The following is a 20011-nucleotide window of genomic DNA, read 5'->3' on the forward strand; positions in this document are numbered from 1 at the left end:
AGGGCTCGGAGTAGTCGACGGTCTAAGGCCCTTCTGAGAGCAAGCCTCCCGTAACCGCGAACGAGACCTCATCTCCCTGTTCAGCCATTGCCCCAGTGCCGTCGAGAACGAGGTGGGCATGGTCTTGGGGGGCTTGGTCTGTGGTGTAGCGGTCTTCGGCGGGCATCCAGACGTCAACCCACCTTCTTCTTGCCTCCTCTCCGTCGCGCTGAATGCCTCTAGCAAGGCGAACAGCCCGCGGAGCGGTGACCCAAACCCTCAAGTCGTAGAAATCTCGAAGGGTTCGATGGGTCGAGTAGATGCCCTCGACTATGAGCGGCCCTTGGCTGTCATTGCGTACCCAATCACCGAGGACCCCAGACTCCCAGTCATAGCGACGATACTGAAGTTCCTTGCCCAGAGTATGAGGAATGAGAACTTGGGACGCGAGCCGCTGGAGGTCGAACAGGCCGGCAACTTCAACTTCAGATCGCTTGGTGTTTGACTCAGGCCCGTAGAAGTCATCCCCCTCGACGAGAACCGCCTTAGGCAAGGCCTCCGCTAGCCCAACGGCAAGCGTGCTCTTCCCCGAAGCGCCCGGCCCATCGATGCCGATCCTGGGTGCCGCCCCTAATTCAGCAACAATCCGAGCAATGTCAGCAGTCAACTGACCAGTTCTGATACCGAGCGGCACCGAGCTATCTTGGCACAGGGCGCAATTGTCGTCAGGCACCATTTGGCGGTGCGTGCGTCGAGAGCATGACCTTGTCGTGGCGGGCCCAGACGCTGAGCACCCATTGCTGAATGGACAGCTAGTTGGCCAGTAGTGAACTGACCAAGCGGTTGAGGCTGACGCCGTTCTCCGCAGCGCGGATCACCAGATCCCGATGGGTCTCCGGTGGGATGCGCACCACGAACTTGCCGCTGTATGCCCGATCTGCCAGGGGCTGGGGCGGCGTCTCGTTGTTGGCCAACATGTCAACCATGGCATCACGCACAAGCTCGCGGATTCCGGCAAATGCGTCTTCGGGCACCGGCGCCAACCAGCTCAGCGAGGGGAACTCCAAGCACACCCCCACGTGCTCCTCGTCCTCAGCCGACCACGTCACGCGATACGTATAACGATCATTCATCGCCCGCCTCCAACTTCTCAATTGCCTTGAGAACTTGCCGTACCTGATATGGCTTGACCGTTCCTTTTCGATTCTGAATGTTCACCCTCGGGTCTCCTGCCCACGGCATGCGATACACCCGGTGACTGCCGCCCGACAGGCGGGGCTGGCCGAAGTACCAGTCACACACTTTGGCCAGATCGGCAAATCGCACCCCCTTAGGATTCTCGCGGAACGCCTCAACTAGACCCTCCACGTCCACGCTCTGATGATACTAATAATGGTATCATCAGAGTCAAGGGCAATTGGCCAAGTGAAGGCGATCAGTCAGCGCCGAGGACTAGCTGATCAAGCCAGCGAGGGCGTCGGCGTGGTGGCGCCACTCTTGGGGGGAGAGGGCTAGGGGGACTAGGAGGACGTGCTCTAGGCCGGCTTCTATGTAGGGGGCCAGGGTTTCGGCTACGTGGTCGATGTCGCCGATGACCATTTCGCGGTCGCCGTAGCCGTCGCCTACTACTGACCAGCGGCCGGCGCTGTCGAGCGGGTCGCCGAGTCTTAGCTCCATGTGGATGGAGATTGTGGTGTCTTCGGGAGCGTGACCTAGTCGGTCCTGTTCGGCTCGCAGTACATCAAGGCGCTGGGCGAAGACTTCGGGTGGAGCCCAGGTGCCCATCCAGCCGTCGCACCTTGCGGCTCGGCGGAGGGCCCCGGGGGATGATCCGCCGATCCAAATGGGGATCGGCGCGGCGGGCTGGGGGTTGATCCGCACGCCGGTGAAGCTGAAGAACTCGCTCTGAAACTCAGTGGCTCCCGACCAGGCGGCCCGCCACCCGTCGATGTAGTCATCCAAGCGCTGGGCTCGGTGCACCATGGGTACGCCGCAGGCTTCGAATTCCGGCTCCAGCCATCCGGCTCCCACTCCGAGGAGGGTGCGGCCGGGGGCCAGCCAGTCGAGGGTGGCCCATTGCTTGGCGAACTGCATCGGGTTTCGATAGGCGGGGATCAGCACCGACGTTCCCAAGCCCACCCGCTGAGTGTGGGCTGCCACCGCCGACAGCAACGGCACCGGCTCGGGGAAGAACGAAGGCATCCCCTCCAAGTCCACCGGCACGGCCACGTGGTCGGCGGTCCAGACGTCGTCGAAACCAGCGGCCTCGGCCTGCTGGGCGATCTCCACCAGCAGCTCCAGAGAGGCGGCCCGCCCGAGTTGGGGCAGGTGGATGCCCCACTTCATGGGACCAGCTTCCCGCTGATGATGCCCACGACCATCAGCCTGCGAAGCATTTAGTACCGATACCGGGGCCAGGGCGGGTGGATCGAGTACTCCACCACTCCGTAGCCTCGCTCGCCGGTCTCCAAAACCTCGAAATCGAAGAACGGCTCGTGGCAGTCCAAGCGAACCTCGGCGTCGTTCTCGTCCCGCATGAGTCCGTTGCGGGTGTGGGCGTGCTTGCGGCCGGTACGCACGGTGAGCACCTCGCCGTCTGTGGTCTCAAAGGCCATATCGAAGGCCATAGCAGTGCGCTGGTCCTCCTCCAGCCGGGGTACGCAGGTGGCCGACCGCAGCGCGCGGGTGCCGTCGGCGTCGCCGATCCACCCGCCCACCGATGGGGTGTCGCCAGGCAGCGGCTGCGTTGGACTCATCCAGCCAAAGGAGTTCAAGTGTCGGTCGGGGAGCTGCACCGAGGGCCAGAAATGCCCCCAAGACTCGGCCTGGGTTCGACGATGGCGCACATCCCAAGGCCCGGGACGCTCGAACCGGTGGGTCCAGGAGTGATCCCGGTGCGACCAGCACTCGATGGCCCGCCGCTCCCCCGCCCGGGGTCCGCCCCGAGCTTCGAACTCGCCTCGGCACACCAGCGCCTGCTCGTAGTGGCCACCATAGCCCTCATAGGCCCCTAGCGGATTGCCCCCGAAGCAGTCGTTGTAGTCGAACACACCGAAGCGGTCTTCAAAAGTCAGATCGAAGCCGAAGCGCGGGGCATCGAGCTGCCAGCGATAGCGGGCAAACGGATCCTCCACCAAGTACGACACCCGGCCGTCGCCCAACACCGAGAACTCCGGCTCTGGGTCCAGCGGCTGTCGGGAGGCCCATTGCACGGGCACACCGTCGATCACGTAGTACGCACTGGCCCGCAAGTAGCCGTGGGAAAGGCTGGCATGGATGTGGTTGATGCCATAGACATCAGCCTCCCGGTCGCACACCGAAAACCAGAAGTTGTCGCTCCACAGCGCGTCACGGCCCGGTGGCGGCTTGTGGAGGTATTCGTCAGAGTTGCTGAGCGGCATCAGACAACGACAATAGGCTTCGAACTCAAATCAGATAAAACAACAGCCATGGGCGAACTTCCGCTGATCACCCCGATGCCCGCTGTGGCCGACTTCGTGCTCCCTTGGGACGGGCCGGTTAACGACACAGTGGCGGCCATCGGCGCGGCCCGATCGGCTTGCGGCGATACCTTCGTGATCGATGGCGGCGACGACCGCTATCTGTTCCTCTTCTCACCAGCCGGGTTGCGAGACTTCTATGCCGTTCCCGAGCAGCAGGCCAGCAAGGGCATTGCCGACTGGAAGATGCTGGTCCGCAAGCTTCCCGACGAACTCTTCGACGGTCGGCGCACCCTGCCGCACGAGCTGTTCACTCGGCCCAACGTGGCCGGCTACCTCGATGCGCTGGAGGAAGCCATCTCGATCCAGCTCTCCGAGCTGCATCCGGGCGACGAGATCGATCTGTTCGACTTCACCCGCCGCCTCGGCCACCGCCTGGGACTGGCCAGCTGGGGCGGGCGCGAGATACTGCACTCAGATCGCTTCGACGAACTGATCGAAGCGCTGGATGTGCTCGACGGGTCGGAGGCATTCGTGGCCCCCACCCGGATGCAAGAGGTGGCCCAGTCGGGAAAGGCGGCCGAGCGCGAGGCCATGGCCAAGACCGAGCTGATCCTGGCCGACTCCATCGCCGCCCGCCGCAATCCAGTGGGCGACCTGCTGGACATGATCCTCGAACGGTGGGCCGACATCCCCGATCCTGAACGGCTGAGCGGAGTGGCCCGAGATGTGATCCTGGTCCACCTCGGATCCATGTCCAACCTGTTCGCGGCTCTGGGCTGGTCGCTGGTCCATCTGGTTCAGCATCCCGATGTGCTGGCCCGAGTGCGGGCCAAACAGGACGCAGACCACGACTTGGTGTCGCGCTGCGTGCTGGAGTCCACCCGGATCGGCCAGCGTTCCATAATGCTTCGCACCGTGCTCGAGCCCGTGACCATCGACGACGGCTCTCAGACCTACGAGGTCTCCCCCGGAGCCTCGCTGGCAACGTTCCTGCCGCTGACCAACATGGAAGCCGGGCCTGGACTGGATCGCTACGACCCCGACCGATGGAAGGGCCCCCGCCTGGTTTCGCCCCCGGGGCTTCCCTCGGAGTTGGTCATCACCTTTGGAGTCGGTCCCCACGCCTGTCCGGCCCGGCCCTTCTCGGTGACGGCCATGTCCCGGGTGATCGAGCGGCTCTTCGACGCCTTCGACCTCGAGGCTCTGTTCGATGATGCCAGACCGCGCCCCGACCAAATCGGCGGAGTGGCCCGCGCCGCAGACCCCTGCATGGTGGTTTTGCGGGATCGCTAGTTCCCTCCTAAGGCAAGCTCTCGGCCGGCTCAGGCGCTCCAACCATTCTCACTAGGCCGTCACCCTTCTCCACTTCGCCCACCACGGTCGCCCGATGCCCGCCGGTTCGCAGAAGGTCGATGGCTTTGGTGGCGTCGCGGTCTCGCACCGCCACAATCATGCCCAACCCGAGGTTGAACACCTTGGCCATCTCCTCGTCGGGCACCGCGCCGATGCGCTGCAACTCAGCGAACACCGGTGGCTGCTCCCAGCAGCTCCGATCGATCACCGCATCCACTTTGTCGGGCAGCACACGGGCCAAATTGCCGGGAATGCCTCCGCCAGTCACATGGGTGATGGCCCGGGCCTCCACCTTGGCCAGCATGTCTCGCACTGCGGGGGCGTAGATCACCGACGGCAGCAACAGCTCATCGGCCACCGAATGGGAGCTCCCCTCCCAGGCAGGATCGTCCAGTCCTCTGTTGGCCACCTCGAAATACAGCCGGCGGGCCAAGGAATAGCCGTTGCTCCGCAGGCCCGGCGATGGCAGCCCGATCAGCGTGTCGCCGGGGCGCACGTCGGCCCCGGTGATCAGCCGCGACCGCTCCACCACCCCCACGGCAAACCCGACCAGCTCAAACTGATTGTCCAACTCGTCTTCCCGGGCCGGGTGCTCCGCCATTTCGCCCCCGATGAGCGCGCAGCCCGCTTGGCGGCATCCCTCCACCACCCCCACTACCAGTTGCTCGATCCGATCGGGGTCGAGCTTGTGTACCGATATGTAGTCCAACATGAACAGCGGCTCGGCCCCCTGGCACACCAGGTCGTCCACGCACATGGCCACCAGATCAATGCCGATGGTGTTGTACCGGCCCGCCGCCGAAGCCACATACGCCTTTGTCCCCACCCCATCGGTGGTCGACACCAATACCGGCTTCTTGTAGCCGTGACGGGTGAAGTCGAACAGCCCTCCAAACCCGCCGATCTCGCCGATCGCCTCTGGTCGAAACGTTGAGCGCACATGTTCTTTGATGCGCTGCACCGCCTCTTCGCCCGCGGCGATATCCACCCCTGACGACTCGTAGGTCTCAACCATCAGCGGATGCCACCCTCTCCATCGAAAGCTCAGCCGCCGCCGGTGGCCCAGAGCGACGGTGCGGACTCTTCGTCAGCGTCGGCGAACTGCGCGGCACTGCGCTGATAGGAAATCGAACCGGGCGGCGCCACCGGCACCTCCACCGGATATTCACCGGTGAGGCAGGCATTGCAGAATCCGGCCCCCACCGCCCCGGTGGCCTCGGTCAAGCCCTCCATGTCGATGAACGCCAGCGTGTCGGCCCCCACGTAATCGCACATCTCGGCCACACTGAGGTGGGCCGCCAACAATTCCGTGCGGTCGCCGGTGTCCATGCCGAAATAGCAGGGCCAGCGATAGGGAGGCGAGCTGATGCGGAGGTGAACCTCGGCGGCGCCCGCCTCCCGCAGCATGGTGACCAATGCCCTCGTTGTGGTGCCCCGCACGATGGAGTCGTCCACCACCACCAGGCGGTTGCCCTCGGTGCTGTCTCGCAGGGGGTTGAGCTTCATGCGCACCCCCATAGACCGCATCTGCTGGCTGGGGGCGATGAACGTGCGGCCGATGTAGCGGTTCTTCACCAGCCCCTGGCCGTAGGGGATGCCGCTGGCCCGTGAGAATCCCTCGGCGGCGGGCAGTCCCGATTCGGGCACTCCCATCACCAAGTCGGCCTCCACCGGGGACTGTTTGGCCAGCATCTCCCCCATGCGCACCCGGGCGTGGTGCACGCTTTGGCCGTAGATCACCGAGTCGGGGCGGGAGAAGTACACGAACTCGAAGATGCACAACCGGGGATCCACCCGCTCCTCCGGGAAGGGGCGCACCGACCGCACGCCCTCGCCGTTGATCACCACCATCTCCCCCGGGGCGAGCTCCCGCAAGAAGTGGGCCCCCACGATGTCGAGCGCGGGTGTCTCCGAAGCCAGCACCCAGCCCCGATCCAGACGGCCCAGGCACAAAGGGCGGAAGCCGTTGGGGTCGCGCACACCGATCACCCGCTTCTCGTCGGCCAAGACCAGAGAGAAGGCCCCCTCGAGTCGGGGCAGCACTCTCTCCAATGCCCGTTCGAGAACTTTGCCCTCCGATCGGCTCGACGGGGGCATCGCGGAGATCTCGATGGCCAGCAACTCTGCAATCAGATCGCTGTCGGAACCAACCATGCCGGGCAGGATCGAAGTCTCCTCGGCCAATTTCGCGGTGTTGGTGAGGTTGCCGTTGTGGCCCAGCACAAACTGGTGGTCGCCAGTACTGCGGTACACGGGCTGGGCGTTGCGCCACGAGCTCGATCCCGCGGTGGAATAGCGGGTGTGGCCGATGCCCAGGCGGCCCTCAAGGGTGGCCAGGGTGCGGTCGTCGAACACGGTGGCTACCAGGCCCATGTCCTTGACCACGGTGATGTTCTCTCCGTCGCTCACCGCGATGCCAGCCGACTCCTGGCCTCGGTGCTGCAACGCGTACAGGGCCAGATAGTTCAGATGGGCGACGGGATCATGAGGGGCATAGATGCCAACAACCCCGCAGGCTTCCCTGGGAGAGTCGTCCATGGGGTCAGCCACTGCTTAAGTCTGACATGCGGAGCGTCACCTAGTGCGCCTGACCGTTCGAATCTGACATGGCCGAGCGCCAGCGGTCAGTTATCGCCGACATATCCAAATCCAGCAGACCCTTGATGGAGAAGCGGTCGCCGGCAGCCAATCCGATTCGGGCGACGGACACGCCGGTTGCCGCGGCCGCCGCCTCCACCTCGGGCAACAATTCGGGGTCCACCGCGGCCACTGCCCGGGACGGGGCCTCGCCGAACAGTTCCCCGTGGTTGTGGATGCGAGCGCCCCGAAAGCCAACCCCGGAGACGGCGGCCATCTCGGCCAGAGCCACGCCCAAACCCCCGCTGGATACGTCGTGGACTGCTGACAGCCGGTCGTCGGCCACCAAGCCGGCCACCAAGCCGGCCACCCGCCGATGCTGTTCGTAGTCCAAACCGGGGAGCCGGCCCCGTTTGTGCCCGGCAGTGGAAGCAGCCCACAGCGAGCCCGACAGCTCGGCGCTCCCCTCTCCCAGCACGATCACCCGGTCGCCCTCGCACCACGCCAACCCGGGGGGAATGTGAGTCAAGCTGTCGATCACCCCGAGCAGACCGATCACTGGGGTGGGATCGATGTTGTGGCCGTTGGACTCGTTGTAGAGGCTCACATTGCCGCCCACCACTGGGATGCCGAAGGCGTCGCAGGCCTCGGCCATCCCGTCCACCGCCTCGGAGAACTGCCACATCACCTCGGGGTGCTCGGGATTGCCGAAGTTCAGGCAATTGACCAGGGCCAGCGGTCGGGCACCCACGCAGGCCAGGTTGAGCACCGCCTCGGCCACGGTCATGGCGGTTCCGGCTCGGGGGTCCACCGCGCACCAGCGGTGGTTGCCGTCTGCGGTCAGGGCCAAACCCCGGCCGGTATCGGCACCGGTGGCAGGATGCTTGAGCCGCAGCACGGTGGCGTCGCCGCCGGGGCCAACCACGGTATTGCAGAACAGCATGTGGTCGTACTGGTGATAGACCCACGATGGATCGGTCAGCATGGCCAACAGGTCGGCGCCCACGTTCTCGGGTGGGGGCAACTGCTCGGCGGTGTCGGCCTTCAAGTCTTCCCAGTCTGGGGGAGGACGCCGGGGACGGTCATACAGCGGGGCGTCCTCGTGGAGGGAAGCCGCCGGCAGCTCGGCCAACACCTCACCGCCGACTCCATCGCGCACCCGAAGCAGACCGCCTTCAGTCACCCGCCCCACTACCGAGGCCTGCACATCCCAGCGATCGCAAATGGCCAAGACATCGTCGAGCCCGTCGGGCGAGACGATGGCCAGCATCCGCTCCTGCGACTCGCTGGTGAGCACTTCAAAGGGCTCCATGCCCGGCTCACGGCGGGGGACGGAGGCCACGTCCACATCCATGCCCACCCCGCCCCGCGATGCGGTCTCGCTGGTGGCGCAGGTGAGTCCTGCGCCCCCCAGATCTTGGATCCCCACCACAAGCCCAGCGTCCAAAAGGGCCAGACAGGCCTCGATGAGCCGCTTTTCCTCAAACGGATCGCCCACCTGCACGCTGGGGCGCTTTTCGGCCTCCTCTTCCTCGTCCCCGAAGGAAGCCGACGCCAGCACGCTCACCCCGCCGATCCCATCACGCCCCGTCGACGCACCCAACAGCACCGCCAGGTTGCCTTCGCCGCTGGCCTGCCCCAGCACCAGCCGATCAGCCGGCATCAACCCAAGGCACAGAACATTCACCAGTGGATTGCCGGAATACGTCTCATCGAAAACGGTTTCGCCCCCCACGGTTGGCACCCCGACCGCGTTGCCATACCCGGAGATGCCCGACACCACCCCTTCGGCGATCCAACGACTGCGGGGATCGTCGGGACGGCCAAACCTCAGTGAGTCCATTACCGCAATAGGGCGGGCCCCCATGGTGAAGATGTCCCGCAGAATGCCGCCCACTCCGGTGGCCGCTCCCTGATAGGGCTCAATGGCCGAAGGGTGGTTGTGGCTCTCAATCCGGATCGCAGCAGCAATGCCGTCGCCCACATCCACCACCCCGGCATTCTCGCCGGGACCAACCAATACCCAGGGGGCCTCGGTGGGCAGTCGGCGCAAATGCAAGCGGGAGGACTTGTAAGAGCAGTGCTCAGACCACATCACCGCATACATCGCCAATTCGAGATGATTGGGCAGGCGGTTCAAGATCTTCTCGATCGCTTCGGCCTCTTCGTCTGTCAACCCCAATGACCGGTGCAGTGGCTCATTCATCTGAGATCATCCGAATTGGTTGTAGGGAGGAAAATCCAGAAGTTCCATCAGATGAGACACACAGTTTGAACAAGCGCGCCAAATATAGTTCTATATTGGCAATCAACAAGCTGATCAAACAGATCAAGGAGCGATGATGGTATCTGAAGAAGCCAAATCGGCGCGGGCCCTCGGACAGGCTCAGGGGCGCACAGTGAGCCGTTATCTGAATGCGCTTGACCAGAGCAAGCCCAAGCGGGGACGCCAGCGCTCTCCGGAAAGAATGCAGGCTCGGGTTGCTGAGCTCCCTGGTGAGATCGCCCAGGCCAAGCCGTTGAAGCGAGTTCATCTGATCCAAGAGCTCATGGACTTGGAAGCCGAGCTCGAACAAGAAGAGGAAACGGTTGACATCAGCGGCATTGAGAGCGAATTCATCGCAATCGCCGCCGAGTACAGTGGCCGCAAGGGCATTTCCTATGCGGCATGGCGTGAGGTCGGGGTTCCGGCGAGTGTGCTGAAAGCAGCCGGAGTTGCCCGCACACGTTCCACTGACTAATCACCGCTGATCAACCCTTTCAGCAGCAAAGCACCGTCGGTGCTACCCAGCAACGGGTGAGCGGCACGCTCAGGGTGGGGCATCAGCCCCACCACGTTGCCGTTTTCGTTGCAAATCCCCGCAATGTCAGCAGTGGCCCCATTGGGGTTGTCCCGATACGTGAACACGATCTGACTTTTGTCACGCAACTGTTCCAGGACTTGTTCTGAGCAAATGAAGTTGCCTTCGAAGTGATTGATGGGGATCTTGAGCTCGTCGCCAACGGATAGGCCCCGAGTCAATACCGAGCCCATTGATTCCACCCGCAACACCGCGGGCTGACACAGGAATTTGAGTCCCCGATTCTTGTAGAGGGCTCCGGGCAACAATTGAGCTTCGGTGAGAATCTGGAATCCATTGCAGATACCCACCACCGGCCCGCCGTCGCGGGCAAAGCGCTCAACCGCGCCCATGATGGGGGAGAACCGGGCCATCGCCCCGGTGCGCAGATAGTCGCCATGGGCAAAGCCTCCGGGCAATACCACTGCGTCGACATCTCCAAGGCAAGTGTCTTTATGCCATAGAAGCTGGCCAGAACCCCCAACTGTGTCCACCGCTTCCACCACATCCTGCTCGCAGTTGGAGCCGGGAAACACAACGACGCCCACCTTGGTGGTCATCCTCGCCCCCAAACCGAGCAAGCAGCGGGAATCGTCATAAGGCCGGACTCAGAGAGATGTCAACATCTTCAATAACCGGATTGGCCAAGAACCGCAGGCACATGGCCTCTACTTGTGTACGGGCCTCATCTTCGTCTGAGGCTTCCACCACAAAGCGCAGGCTCTTTCCCACCCGAACGCCGCTCACGCCGCTGAATCCAAGCGCGGGCAGCGCCCGCTCGATGGTCAGGCCCTCCGGGTCGGCTATCCCGTCCCGGAGGCTCACCTCAACTGCCACATCAAATGCTGTACTCATGAGCCTCCGGGCCAGTCGGCGAAGCTGCGGCCGGTGACGATCTCGTAGGCGCTCACGTAGCGGGCCGCGCTGGCCGTCACCACCTCGTCGGGCAACGGCGGCGGCGGGTACTGCTTGTCCCAATCCAACGTGCTCAGGTAATCGCGCACCGGCTGCTTGTCGTATGACGGCGGGGTTGCCCCCGGCACCCAGCCGTCCACCGGCCAGAAGCGCGAGGAGTCGGGAGTGAGCACTTCGTCGGCCACCACCAGGGTCCCGTTCACCATGCCCATCTCAAACTTGGTGTCGGCAATGATGATGCCCTTCTCGGCGGCCGCCTCCGACGCCCTTCGGTAGAGCTCCAGCGAGGCCGCCCGGGCCTGCTCGGCCAGGTCCGAACCCACCAGCTCTACTGCCTGGTCGTAGGAGATGTTCTCGTCGTGGCCCGACTCGGCTTTGGTCGAGGGTGTGAACACCGGTTTGGGCAACTTGTCGGATTCCCGGAGCCCCGCGGGCAGGGCCTGGCCGTGCATGGTGCCCTGGGCCTTGTACTCCTTCCAGGCCGAGCCGCTCAGATACCCCCGCACGATGCACTCGATGGGCAGCATTTCAGCCCGATGGCACAGCATGGTTCGACCGGCCACCCCGTTGGCCTGGGCCTCGGGTGGGAAGTCGGCCACGTCGGTGGAGATGAGGTGGCTGGGCAGCACATCGGCCAGGGTCTCGAACCAATAGGCCGACATGGCGGTCAGCACCCGCCCTTTCTCGGGTACGGGCTCGTCCATCACCACGTCGAACGCTGAGATGCGGTCGGACGCGATCATCAACAGCCGGCCGTCACCGGCGTCGAAGATGTCGCGGACCTTGCCGGAATGAACTGGGGGCAGGTTGATGTTCTTGGTGCTCATAGGATGGGCTCCGGTTGGTAGGCGGCAGCGTTGGGATTTTGGGTGCCCAACTCCTGGGCCTTGGCGGCGAAAGCCCGGGCTTGGCCAGCGGCTGCCCCGGTCAGCGCCAAGTGTTGGCTCTTGATCTGTTCGACGTCGACAGAAGCAATCGGCAACCTCTCGTCATCGGCAACAGCCGAGAAGAACCCGTCTCCCTTGGGGACATGCTCAGAGATGATGCGATGGGCCTCTTCCCGGCCCGCACCGGCGGCCACCGAGGCCATCAGTACTCGGGTGGCGGTGAGCGCCGGCAGGTTGGCGGTCAACTCGGCTGCGATCGCGTCTTCGAACACTGCGAGCTCATTGAGCACCACCAGTACTGCTTCAAGCTGGCCGTCGAGAGCCAGGAACGCGCCGGGCAGGGCCACCCGGCGCACCACCGAACAGCTCACGTCGCCCTCGTTCCATTGATCGCCCACCAGGGCTCCCACCATGTTGGCGTAGCCCTGCACCACCGCCGAGAACCCGCAGATGCGCTCGGAGGTGCGGGCGTTGCGCTTGCCGGGCATGGCCGACGAGCCCACTTGCCCAGCCTGAAAGCCCTCGGTGATCAAGCCATGGCCGGCCATGAGCCGGATGGTCCGGGCCAAGTTGGCCGGGGCCGATGATGCCTGCACCAGCGCGGTAACCACGTCGTAGTCCAGCGACCTCGGGTACACCTGACCCACGCTGCCCATCGTGGCTGCGAATCCGAGGCTGGCGGCCACTCGGTCTTCGAGTTCAGCGGCCTTGTCAGCCTCGCCGAGGAACAGATCGATCTGGTCTTGCTGGGTGCCCACCGGGCCTTTAAGCCCCCGCAGCAGGTAACGGTCCAGCAGGTCGTCGATCCGACCCAAGGCAGCCAGCGCCTCCTCGCCGTAGTTGGCGAAGCGCTTGCCCAGGGTGGTGGCCTGGGCGGGCACGTTGTGGGAGCGGCCCACCATCACCAACTCGGAATGGGTGTCGGCCCGTCGTCCTAGGGCACAAACCACGGCCACCAGCTTGAATCGCACCAGATCCAACGACTGGCGGATCTGGAACTGCTCGATGTTCTCGGTGAGGTCGCGCGATGTCATCCCTTTGTGGATGTGCTCGTGGCCGGCCAGCGCGCAGAACTCCTCGATGCGAGCCTTCACGTCGTGGCGGGTGACTCGCTCCCGCTCCCGGATGGAGTCCAGGTTCACCTGGTCGATGGCATCTCGATAGGCCTCCACAACCCCGTCGGGCACCTCGATGCCGAGACCCTTCTGGGCCTCCAGTACGGCCACCCACAGGCGGCGCTCCGCTTTTACCTTGCCCTCCGGCGACCAGATAGCAGCCATCGCCGCGCTGGCATAGCGGTCGGCCAGAACGTCGGGAATCAGGTCCTTCTCAGCCACCGGCCATCTCAGCGCGATGGGCGGCCAGCCTCTCGGCCAGCCCCGAGTCGGTCACCGCCAGAATCTGAATGGCCAGCAAAGCCGCGTTCATGGCGCCGTTGATGGCCACGGTGGCCACCGGGATCCCCTTGGGCATCTGCACGGTGGAATACAGGGAGTCCACCCCGTTCAGCGCTCCGCCGGCCAAAGGCACGCCGATCACCGGCAGGGTGGTCTGGGCCGCAGTCGCGCCGGCTAGGTGAGCGGCCATCCCCGCCCCGCAGATGATGGCCCCGAACCCGGCATCGCGAGCGCCGGACACAAACTGGCGGACCTTCTCCGGCGTGCGGTGGGCCGACATGACCTCCCAGTGGCACTCCACGCCGAACTGTTCCAGCGTGGTGCGGGCCGGGTCCATGGTGTCCTCATCACTCGACGATCCCATGATGACAGCGACTTTCAAGCTCATGCCGATTCCCTCTGTGAAGCGCCCTCTACCGCCGCGGCGGCGATGTCAAAGCGAACGTAGCGGCCCGGCCAATCAATGTGGGTGACCCCGGCATAAGCCCGCTCTCGGGCGGTGGCCAAGTCGGGCCCCTGCCCGGTCACGTTGAGCACCCGGCCCCCAGCCGTGACCAGCTCTTGACTGCTCTGACCAGCAGAAATAGCACCAACTCCGCCTTCAGCAGCTGATACCACTCCAGCGCAGAACACCATCACGCCCTCCACCGCGTTGGCCGCCTCGATGCCAGCAATTGGATCGCCGGTCCGGGGGGAGGCGGGATAGCCCTCCGAGGCGCACACCACCGTCACCGCGGCGTCATCGCCGAACACCGGGTCGTCCTCCAGTGATCCGGCCGCCGCGGCCGCCAGCAGGTCGGCCAAGTCGGACTTCAGCCGGGGCAGCACCACCTGGGCCTCGGGGTCGCCGAAGCGCACGTTGTACTCCAGCACCTTGATTCCCTGGGGGGTGAGCATCAGCCCGGCATACAGCACACCCCGATAGTCGATGCCCCGTCGCTGTAGCTCTTCCAGCGTGGGCAGCACCGCTCGATCCATCACTGCATCAACCACATCATCTCCGGCCACCGGCACCGGGGAGTAGGCCCCCATGCCCCCGGTATTGGGCCCGAGGTCGCCCTCACCGATGCGCTTGAAGTCCTGGGCCGGAGCCAATGGCACCGCCCGATGGCCATCGCACACCGCCAACACCGACAGCTCGGGACCGGTAAGGCCCTCTTCGATCACCACCCGGAGTCCGGCGTCGCCGAAGGCCTCCCCCGAGAGATAGGCCCGCACTGCTTCTTCCGCTTCGGCCCGATCCTCGGTAACCAGCACCCCCTTGCCCGCGGCCAGGCCGTCGGTCTTGATCACAAAGAGATCGCTCATGGTGTCCAGGTAGCGGAGAGCCGGCTCGAGCTCGGTGAACGAGCCGTGGCCCGCGGTGGGCACCTCAGCGGCCATCAGCAGTTCCTTCATCCAGGCTTTGGAGCCCTCCAAGAGGGCCCCGTCGGCTCCAGGGCCAAACACCAGCCGACCTGCTGCTCTCAATTCGTCGGCTAGACCTTCTACCAGCGGCACCTCGGGTCCGATCACATACAGATCGGCGTCGATCTCGGTTGCTGGTACAGCAACAGAACCAGGAATGCCGGGGTTTCCGGGAGTGACCACGACGTCGCACGACCGGCCCAACACGTGGGTAAGGGCATGCTCACGTCCCCCACTGCCAACGACGCAGACTCTCACGACACTGCGCTGAACGTGATGAACTGATCCCGGCCCGGACCCACACCAACCAAGGAGGCGGGCACGCCAGCCTGCTCTTCAATGAACCGCAGATAGTCTTCGGCCTCTTGGGGCAGCTCCGAGCGATCGCCGACTTCGCTCAAGTCGGTGCGCCAGCCAGGCAGTTCCTCGTAGATCGGCACCGCCCGGTGGATCTCTGATTGGTGGTAGGGCATCGAGTTGCAGCGCTCCCCGTCCACCTCGTAGGCCACACATACCTTGATGGGGTCGAGGGCGTCCAGCACATCGAGCTTGGTGATGGCCAGGTCCGACAAGGAGTTCACCCGCACTGCGTGGCGCAGCATCACCGTGTCCAGCCAACCACACCGGCGGCGGCGCTTGGTATTGGTCCCGTATTCACGGCCCACATCCACCAAGTGGTCGCCGATGTCGTCGGTCAGCTCGCAGGGGAACGGCCCCGACCCCACCCGGCTGATATACGCCTTGGTGACCCCGATTACTCGATCGATGTGCCGAGGACCGACGCCCGCCCCTACGCACACCCCACCGGCCACCGGGTTGGAGGAGGTGACGAACGGGTAGGTGCCGTGGTCGAGGTCGAGGAACATGGCCTGGGCCCCTTCGAACAGCACGTTCTGGCCGGTCTCCAATGCATCGTGAACCAGCCCCACCGTGTCGGCAATGTGGGGCTCAAGGCGAGGGCGACATTCCTCTAGGTACTGCTCGGCCACCGTCTCGAGGTCGAAGGGCAGCCGGTTGTACACCTTGGCCAGCAGCGGGTTCTTCTCGTGCAGCACCACGCCCAGCTTCTCCCGGAAAATCTTGGGGTCGAGCAGGTCTTGCACCCGCAGCCCCACCCGGGCCGCCTTGTCGGCGTAGGCGGGGCCGATGCCCCGCTTGGTGGTGCCCAGCTTGTTGCGCCCCAGATGGCGCTCGGCCACCACGTCCAGCGTCTGGTGATAGGGCAGGATGAGGTGGGCGTTGCCGCTCACCTTCAGCTTGCCGCAGTCGACCCCGGCCGCAGTGAGCCGATCCATCTCGTCGATGAGCACTTTGGGGTCGATCACCACCCCGTTACCGATCATCGGGGTCACGTGGGAATAGAGAACCCCGCTGGGAACGAGCTGGAGCTTGAACGTCTGACCCTCCACCACCAGGGTGTGACCAGCGTTGTGGCCGCCCTGGTAGCGCACCACCATGTCCATGTCGCGGGCTAGGAGGTCGGTGAACTTGCCCTTGCCCTCGTCACCCCATTGCGTCCCGACGACCACGGTTGCTGGCAAAGCGCTACCCCATCAGCGTGGCTTACGAACTGACACTACTCGCGCCCACCAAGGGATTGACGAGCAATAAATGGCATTTGCACCAGCAATGCCGTGCCGGTCAGCGCCCTTCCACCATGCGGGACAGGGTGAGGGCGTAGTCCCCCCGGGCGTCGGTCCACAGGCGCTCCATGGCCAGCCCGACACCAGCAAGCTCAGGGCCGATGTTCTCGGGACGGAACTTGGCGCTGATCTCGGTCCGCATGCGCTCGTTTTGGGCGAAGTCGACGGTCATGCCCAACCCGCGGATGGTCACCTGCTGGGCGCAGCGGGAGCGCAACCACATCTCGATCCACTCCTCGTCGGGGTCGAAACGGGCTTCGTGCTCGAATTGGTCGAGAGCGAAGTCGGCATCGAGACGGTGGTTGATCACCGACAGGACGTTGCGATTGAACGCTGCGGTCACGCCCTCGGGGTCGTCGTAGGCGGCAATCAGCCGGTCGTGATCCTTCACCAAGTCGAAACCCAGCAAGAAGGTGTCGCCCGGCACCATGGTGGCGGCCACGCTGGCCAGAAAGTCCTTCCGCGGCGCGGGGGGAAAGTTCCCGATGGTGCCGCCCAGGAGCATCATCAGCCGACAGCCGCCATCAGGTATGTGGCCCAAGTGGTGCTCGAAGTCGCCCACCACGCCGTGGACAGCCAGGCCCTCATAGGCCTCAGCCAATTCCGCAGCCGCGTTTCGCAGGGTGGCCTCGCTGTTGTCGAACGGGACGTAGCGGCGGAGCCGTCCGGTGGCGGCCAGAGCGTCCAGCACGATTCGGGTCTTCTCCGAGGTGCCCGACCCCAGTTCCACCACGGTGTCAGCTCCGGACCGCTCGGCGATCACGTCGACCTCTCGCTCCAGGATCTCCCGCTCTCTTCGGGTGGGGTAGTAGCCGGGCAGCCGGGTGATCTGGTCGAAGAGCTCGCTGCCCCGGTCGTCGTAGAACCACTTGGGGGGAAGCTCCTTGGGCTGGGAGGTGAGACCTTCGGCCACGTCGGCCCGGAGCGCTCGATCGATCCAGGCGGGATCCAGATGGATATCGACCACCGGCTCCACAATCGCGCTTCCTGGAACCACGCGTCCTGGCATTACGCGTCCTGGGCCAGGCGCATCCCGGAGAAGTGCCAGCGGGTGTGGGGATGGAAGAAGTTGCGGTAGGTAGCCCGGATATGGCCGGGAGGGGTCACGCAGGCGCCACCCCGAAGCACGAATTGGTTGACCATGAATTTGCCGTTGTACTCCCCCACTGCGCCTGGCGCGGGCCGGAACCCTGGATACGGGCCGTAGGAGCTGGACGTCCACTCCCACACGTCTCCGTAGAGCTGGTGCAGGCCATCGTCGCCCGGGGCGGGGGCGGGATGCCATCGGCCTTGGTCGCCGAGGTTGCCCCCCGGTTTCTGAGTGGCGGCAGCGTGCTCCCACTCGGCCTCAGTGGGGAGTCGGGCCCCCGCCCAGCGGGCGAAGGCATCGGCCTCGTAGTACGACAAGTGGCACACCGGCTCGTCGGGCAAGAGCGGTTGGAGGCCGTGGAGGGTGAACACCCGCCAACCGTCCTCGGGGTGGAAGTCCCAGTACGAAGGCGCCTCCCAGCCGTGCTCCTGTTGCTGGTACCAGCCGTCCGACAACCACAGAGTGGGAGTGTCGTAGCCGCCGTCGGCCATGAACTCCAACCACTGGCCGCAGGTCACCAGTCGGTTGGACAGCCGATACGAAGGGAGGATGGTCCGGTGGCGAGGGCTCTCGTTGTCGAAGGCGAAGCCGTTGCCGTCGTGACCCACCCACACTTCGCCGCCGTCGAAGCTGGTCCAGCCGGCGGATGGCTGTCCGTTGCTCGACATCCCGGAGGGCGGCGAGGGGAGGTCGTGATAGGCAGGCCACAGCGCCCGATTGGTCGACAGCACATGTTTGATGTCCATGAGCAACAGCTCTTGGTGCTGCTGCTCATGGTGAAGGCCCAACAGCACCAGATCGGCGGTGGCATCGTCCAGCGGGCGAGCCAGCAGCTCGGCCATGGCCCCATCGACATGGGCCCGGTAGGCAGCCACCTCATCGCACGATGGTCGGGAGAGGTTGCCCCGCTCGGGCCGAGGGTGGCGATCCCCAACCGCCTCATAATACGAGTTGAACAGGAAGCCGAACGCCGGGTGAAACTCGCGATAGCCGTCGAGACGGGTCTTGAGCAGGAAGGTCTCGAAGAACCAGGTTACGTGGGCTCGATGCCACTTGGTGGGACTCACGTCGGGCATCGACTGGATGCACTGATCCTCGTTGCTCAACGGAGCGGCGAGCGCGTCGGTGTAAGTCCGGACTGATTGATAGCCCACCAAGAGGTCGGAGAGGTCGGAGAGGTCGGAGGCGAGGGTCACGGTCACAGGATTGGCAGGGCTTGAACTCTAACCGCCGAAGGCAGCACTCAGCCTCTTCGGTACAGAACGATGTCGGCCCGCTTGGACTCCAGCTCCCGGGTGAGGCGCACCACCTGGGCCCTGAGCCGAGCCACCTCGGCCTCGAGGGCGAGCACCCGCTCCACTCCGTCGAGGTTCATGCCCTCACTGGTCAGCTCGTGTACCCGGCGGAGCTTCTCAATGTCAGCGTCGCTGTAGCGCCGGCTCCCCCCGCCAGTTCTGGCCGGTTGCACCAGACCCCGACGGTCGTAGATCCGCAGGGTCTGGGGGTGGATACCGGCCAATTCAGCAGCCACCGATATGACATACACCGCCCGATCACGGCCTCGGGGATCGATCATGGTGATGCCTCCATCTTCTCGGCGAATGCTTCCAAAGCCTGGCGCTGCTCATCGCTCAGCTCGGTGGGAACCTCCAGGTCCACTGTCACCAGCAGATCGCCGGTTCCCTTGGCGGTTTCCACGCCTCGTCCCCGAACCCGCAAGACCCTTCCGGGCTGACTCCCGGGAGGCAGGCGCAGTGTCACCGGGTCGCCCTCAAAGGTGGGCACCTCGATCTCCGCGCCCAGTGCTGCCTGGGCAAACGTCACCGGCACAGAAACCGTGAGGTTCTTGCCCTGGCGGCCGAACACCGGGTGAGATTTGACCTTGACCGTTACATACAGGTCGCCGGACGGACCGCCGTTGACCCCCGGCTCCCCCTTGCCGGCCAATTTGATCTTCTGGCCGTTGCCCACCCCGGCGGGAATGCGCACGGATATGGAGCGTCCGGCCCGGGCGGTGTCGCCGCTGAGGGTCAAGTCGGTGGTGGTGCCTCGCACCGCCTCGGCGAAGTCCAAGGTCAGGTGGGCGTTGAGATCATGGCCTCGAACCGGGCGGGTCTGGCCGCTGAACGGGGGGCCACCGCGGTCGAAACGGCCGCCGCCCATGAACGCCGAGAAGATGTCGGCCAGGTCGCCCTCCATGGTGAAGCCGCCCGGTCCGGCCTGAAAGTTCATAGGCCCCATGTGGCGCACTTGGTCGTATTGGGCCCGGCGCTCACCATCGCCCAGCACGTCGTAGGCGGCCGATACCTCTTTGAACCGCTCCTCGGCCTTGGCATCGTCGGGGTTGGCATCGGGGTGCAGCTTGCGGGCCAGCTTGCGATAGACCTTGGTGATCTCCTTGTCAGACGCCGAAGGGGAGACACCCAAGGCCTTGTAATAGTCGGTCTCCAGCCATTCCCGTTTCACGTCCATGCCTCGAT

At 64.7% G+C, this 20011-nt stretch carries 21 protein-coding genes; 2 read left to right on the forward strand and 19 right to left on the reverse strand.

Annotation, left to right across the window (positions count from 1 at the left end):
• Positions 1-22 precede the first annotated feature (22 nt).
• The 5 genes from ACOQPI_RS17785 to ACOQPI_RS17805 all read right to left on the reverse strand — a co-directional run bounded on the left by ACOQPI_RS17785 (position 23) and on the right by ACOQPI_RS17805 (position 3380).
• Positions 23-646, reverse strand: coding sequence for a uridine kinase family protein (locus tag ACOQPI_RS17785; RefSeq protein ID WP_420620933.1), 624 nt, complete (start codon positions 644-646; stop codon positions 23-25).
• 145 nt (positions 647-791) lie between these two features.
• Positions 792-1112, reverse strand: a complete 321-nt coding sequence (locus tag ACOQPI_RS17790; RefSeq protein ID WP_420620934.1) for a type II toxin-antitoxin system HicB family antitoxin — start codon at positions 1110-1112, stop codon at positions 792-794.
• On the reverse strand, positions 1105-1347 hold the full coding sequence (locus ACOQPI_RS17795; RefSeq protein WP_420621068.1) for a toxin HicA: 243 nt from the start codon (positions 1345-1347) through the stop codon (positions 1105-1107). Before ACOQPI_RS17795 ends, ACOQPI_RS17790 begins: the two co-directional genes overlap by 8 nt.
• Positions 1348-1431: 84 nt before the next feature.
• A complete protein-coding gene (locus ACOQPI_RS17800) occupies positions 1432-2325 on the reverse strand; it encodes a TIGR03619 family F420-dependent LLM class oxidoreductase (protein ID WP_420620935.1) in 894 nt (297 codons plus the stop codon).
• Positions 2326-2375: 50 nt separating this feature from the next.
• Positions 2376-3380, reverse strand: coding sequence for a hypothetical protein (locus ACOQPI_RS17805; protein ID WP_420620936.1), 1005 nt, complete (start codon positions 3378-3380; stop codon positions 2376-2378).
• A 48-nt stretch (positions 3381-3428) separates the two neighbouring features.
• Here ACOQPI_RS17805 and ACOQPI_RS17810 point away from each other — a divergent pair, with 48 nt between their 5' ends.
• A complete protein-coding gene (locus tag ACOQPI_RS17810; protein WP_420620937.1) occupies positions 3429-4715 on the forward strand; it encodes a cytochrome P450 in 1287 nt (428 codons plus the stop codon).
• Positions 4716-4722: 7 nt separating this feature from the next.
• Here ACOQPI_RS17810 and purM read toward each other — a convergent pair whose 3' ends face one another.
• From purM to purL, 3 genes are read right to left on the reverse strand one after another with little or no spacing between them, the layout of a single operon-like run.
• Positions 4723-5790: a phosphoribosylformylglycinamidine cyclo-ligase gene (gene purM, locus ACOQPI_RS17815; protein WP_420620938.1), complete on the reverse strand. Its 1068-nt coding sequence runs from the start codon at positions 5788-5790 to the stop codon at positions 4723-4725.
• 29 nt (positions 5791-5819) lie between these two features.
• The gene (purF, locus tag ACOQPI_RS17820) at positions 5820-7313 is read right to left on the reverse strand and encodes an amidophosphoribosyltransferase (protein ID WP_420621069.1); all 1494 of its coding nucleotides are present in this window, start codon (positions 7311-7313) and stop codon (positions 5820-5822) included.
• Between the two features lie 40 nt (positions 7314-7353).
• Positions 7354-9558: a phosphoribosylformylglycinamidine synthase subunit PurL gene (gene purL / locus ACOQPI_RS17825; protein ID WP_420620939.1), complete on the reverse strand. Its 2205-nt coding sequence runs from the start codon at positions 9556-9558 to the stop codon at positions 7354-7356.
• A gap of 136 nt (positions 9559-9694) precedes the next feature.
• On the opposite strand from purL, the gene ACOQPI_RS17830 reads away from it, so the two are divergent.
• Positions 9695-10093 carry a hypothetical protein gene (locus tag ACOQPI_RS17830; protein WP_420620940.1) on the forward strand — a complete coding sequence of 133 codons (399 nt, stop codon included), beginning with the start codon at positions 9695-9697 and terminating at the stop codon, positions 10091-10093.
• Here ACOQPI_RS17830 and purQ read toward each other — a convergent pair.
• From purQ to ACOQPI_RS17885, 11 genes are all read right to left on the reverse strand, one after another.
• Positions 10090-10752, reverse strand: a complete 663-nt coding sequence (gene purQ / locus ACOQPI_RS17835) for a phosphoribosylformylglycinamidine synthase subunit PurQ (protein ID WP_420620941.1) — start codon at positions 10750-10752, stop codon at positions 10090-10092. The two genes, ACOQPI_RS17830 and purQ, sit on opposite strands and share 4 nt — an antisense overlap.
• Positions 10753-10786: 34 nt before the next feature.
• On the reverse strand, positions 10787-11047 hold the full coding sequence (gene purS, locus ACOQPI_RS17840) for a phosphoribosylformylglycinamidine synthase subunit PurS (RefSeq protein ID WP_420620942.1): 261 nt from the start codon (positions 11045-11047) through the stop codon (positions 10787-10789).
• Entirely contained in the window at positions 11044-11934 is an 891-nt protein-coding gene (locus ACOQPI_RS17845) for a phosphoribosylaminoimidazolesuccinocarboxamide synthase (RefSeq protein WP_420620943.1), read from the reverse strand. The genes purS and ACOQPI_RS17845 overlap by 4 nt, the downstream gene beginning before the upstream one ends.
• Complete coding sequence (gene purB / locus ACOQPI_RS17850) at positions 11931-13331, reverse strand: adenylosuccinate lyase (protein ID WP_420620944.1); 1401 nt, start codon at positions 13329-13331, stop codon at positions 11931-11933. Before purB ends, ACOQPI_RS17845 begins: the two co-directional genes overlap by 4 nt.
• Positions 13324-13779, reverse strand: a complete 456-nt coding sequence (purE, locus tag ACOQPI_RS17855; RefSeq protein WP_420620945.1) for a 5-(carboxyamino)imidazole ribonucleotide mutase — start codon at positions 13777-13779, stop codon at positions 13324-13326. Before purE ends, purB begins: the two co-directional genes overlap by 8 nt.
• Complete coding sequence (gene purD, locus ACOQPI_RS17860; RefSeq protein ID WP_420620946.1) at positions 13776-15056, reverse strand: phosphoribosylamine--glycine ligase; 1281 nt, start codon at positions 15054-15056, stop codon at positions 13776-13778. Before purD ends, purE begins: the two co-directional genes overlap by 4 nt.
• On the reverse strand, positions 15053-16339 hold the full coding sequence (locus ACOQPI_RS17865; RefSeq protein ID WP_420620947.1) for an adenylosuccinate synthase: 1287 nt from the start codon (positions 16337-16339) through the stop codon (positions 15053-15055). Before ACOQPI_RS17865 ends, purD begins: the two co-directional genes overlap by 4 nt.
• 100 nt (positions 16340-16439) lie before the next feature.
• Positions 16440-17450: an L-histidine N(alpha)-methyltransferase gene (gene egtD, locus ACOQPI_RS17870; protein ID WP_420620948.1), complete on the reverse strand. Its 1011-nt coding sequence runs from the start codon at positions 17448-17450 to the stop codon at positions 16440-16442.
• A complete protein-coding gene (gene egtB / locus ACOQPI_RS17875) occupies positions 17450-18727 on the reverse strand; it encodes an ergothioneine biosynthesis protein EgtB (RefSeq protein WP_420620949.1) in 1278 nt (425 codons plus the stop codon). Before egtB ends, egtD begins: the two co-directional genes overlap by 1 nt.
• 47 nt (positions 18728-18774) lie before the next feature.
• Entirely contained in the window at positions 18775-19107 is a 333-nt protein-coding gene (locus ACOQPI_RS17880) for a heat shock protein transcriptional repressor HspR (protein ID WP_420620950.1), read from the reverse strand.
• Positions 19104-20003, reverse strand: coding sequence for a DnaJ C-terminal domain-containing protein (locus ACOQPI_RS17885; protein ID WP_420620951.1), 900 nt, complete (start codon positions 20001-20003; stop codon positions 19104-19106). Before ACOQPI_RS17885 ends, ACOQPI_RS17880 begins: the two co-directional genes overlap by 4 nt.
• Positions 20004-20011: the final 8 nt, after the last annotated feature.

Source organism: Candidatus Poriferisocius sp., assembly GCF_965219815.1.
Lineage (GTDB): Bacteria > Actinomycetota > Acidimicrobiia > Acidimicrobiales > Bin134 > Poriferisocius.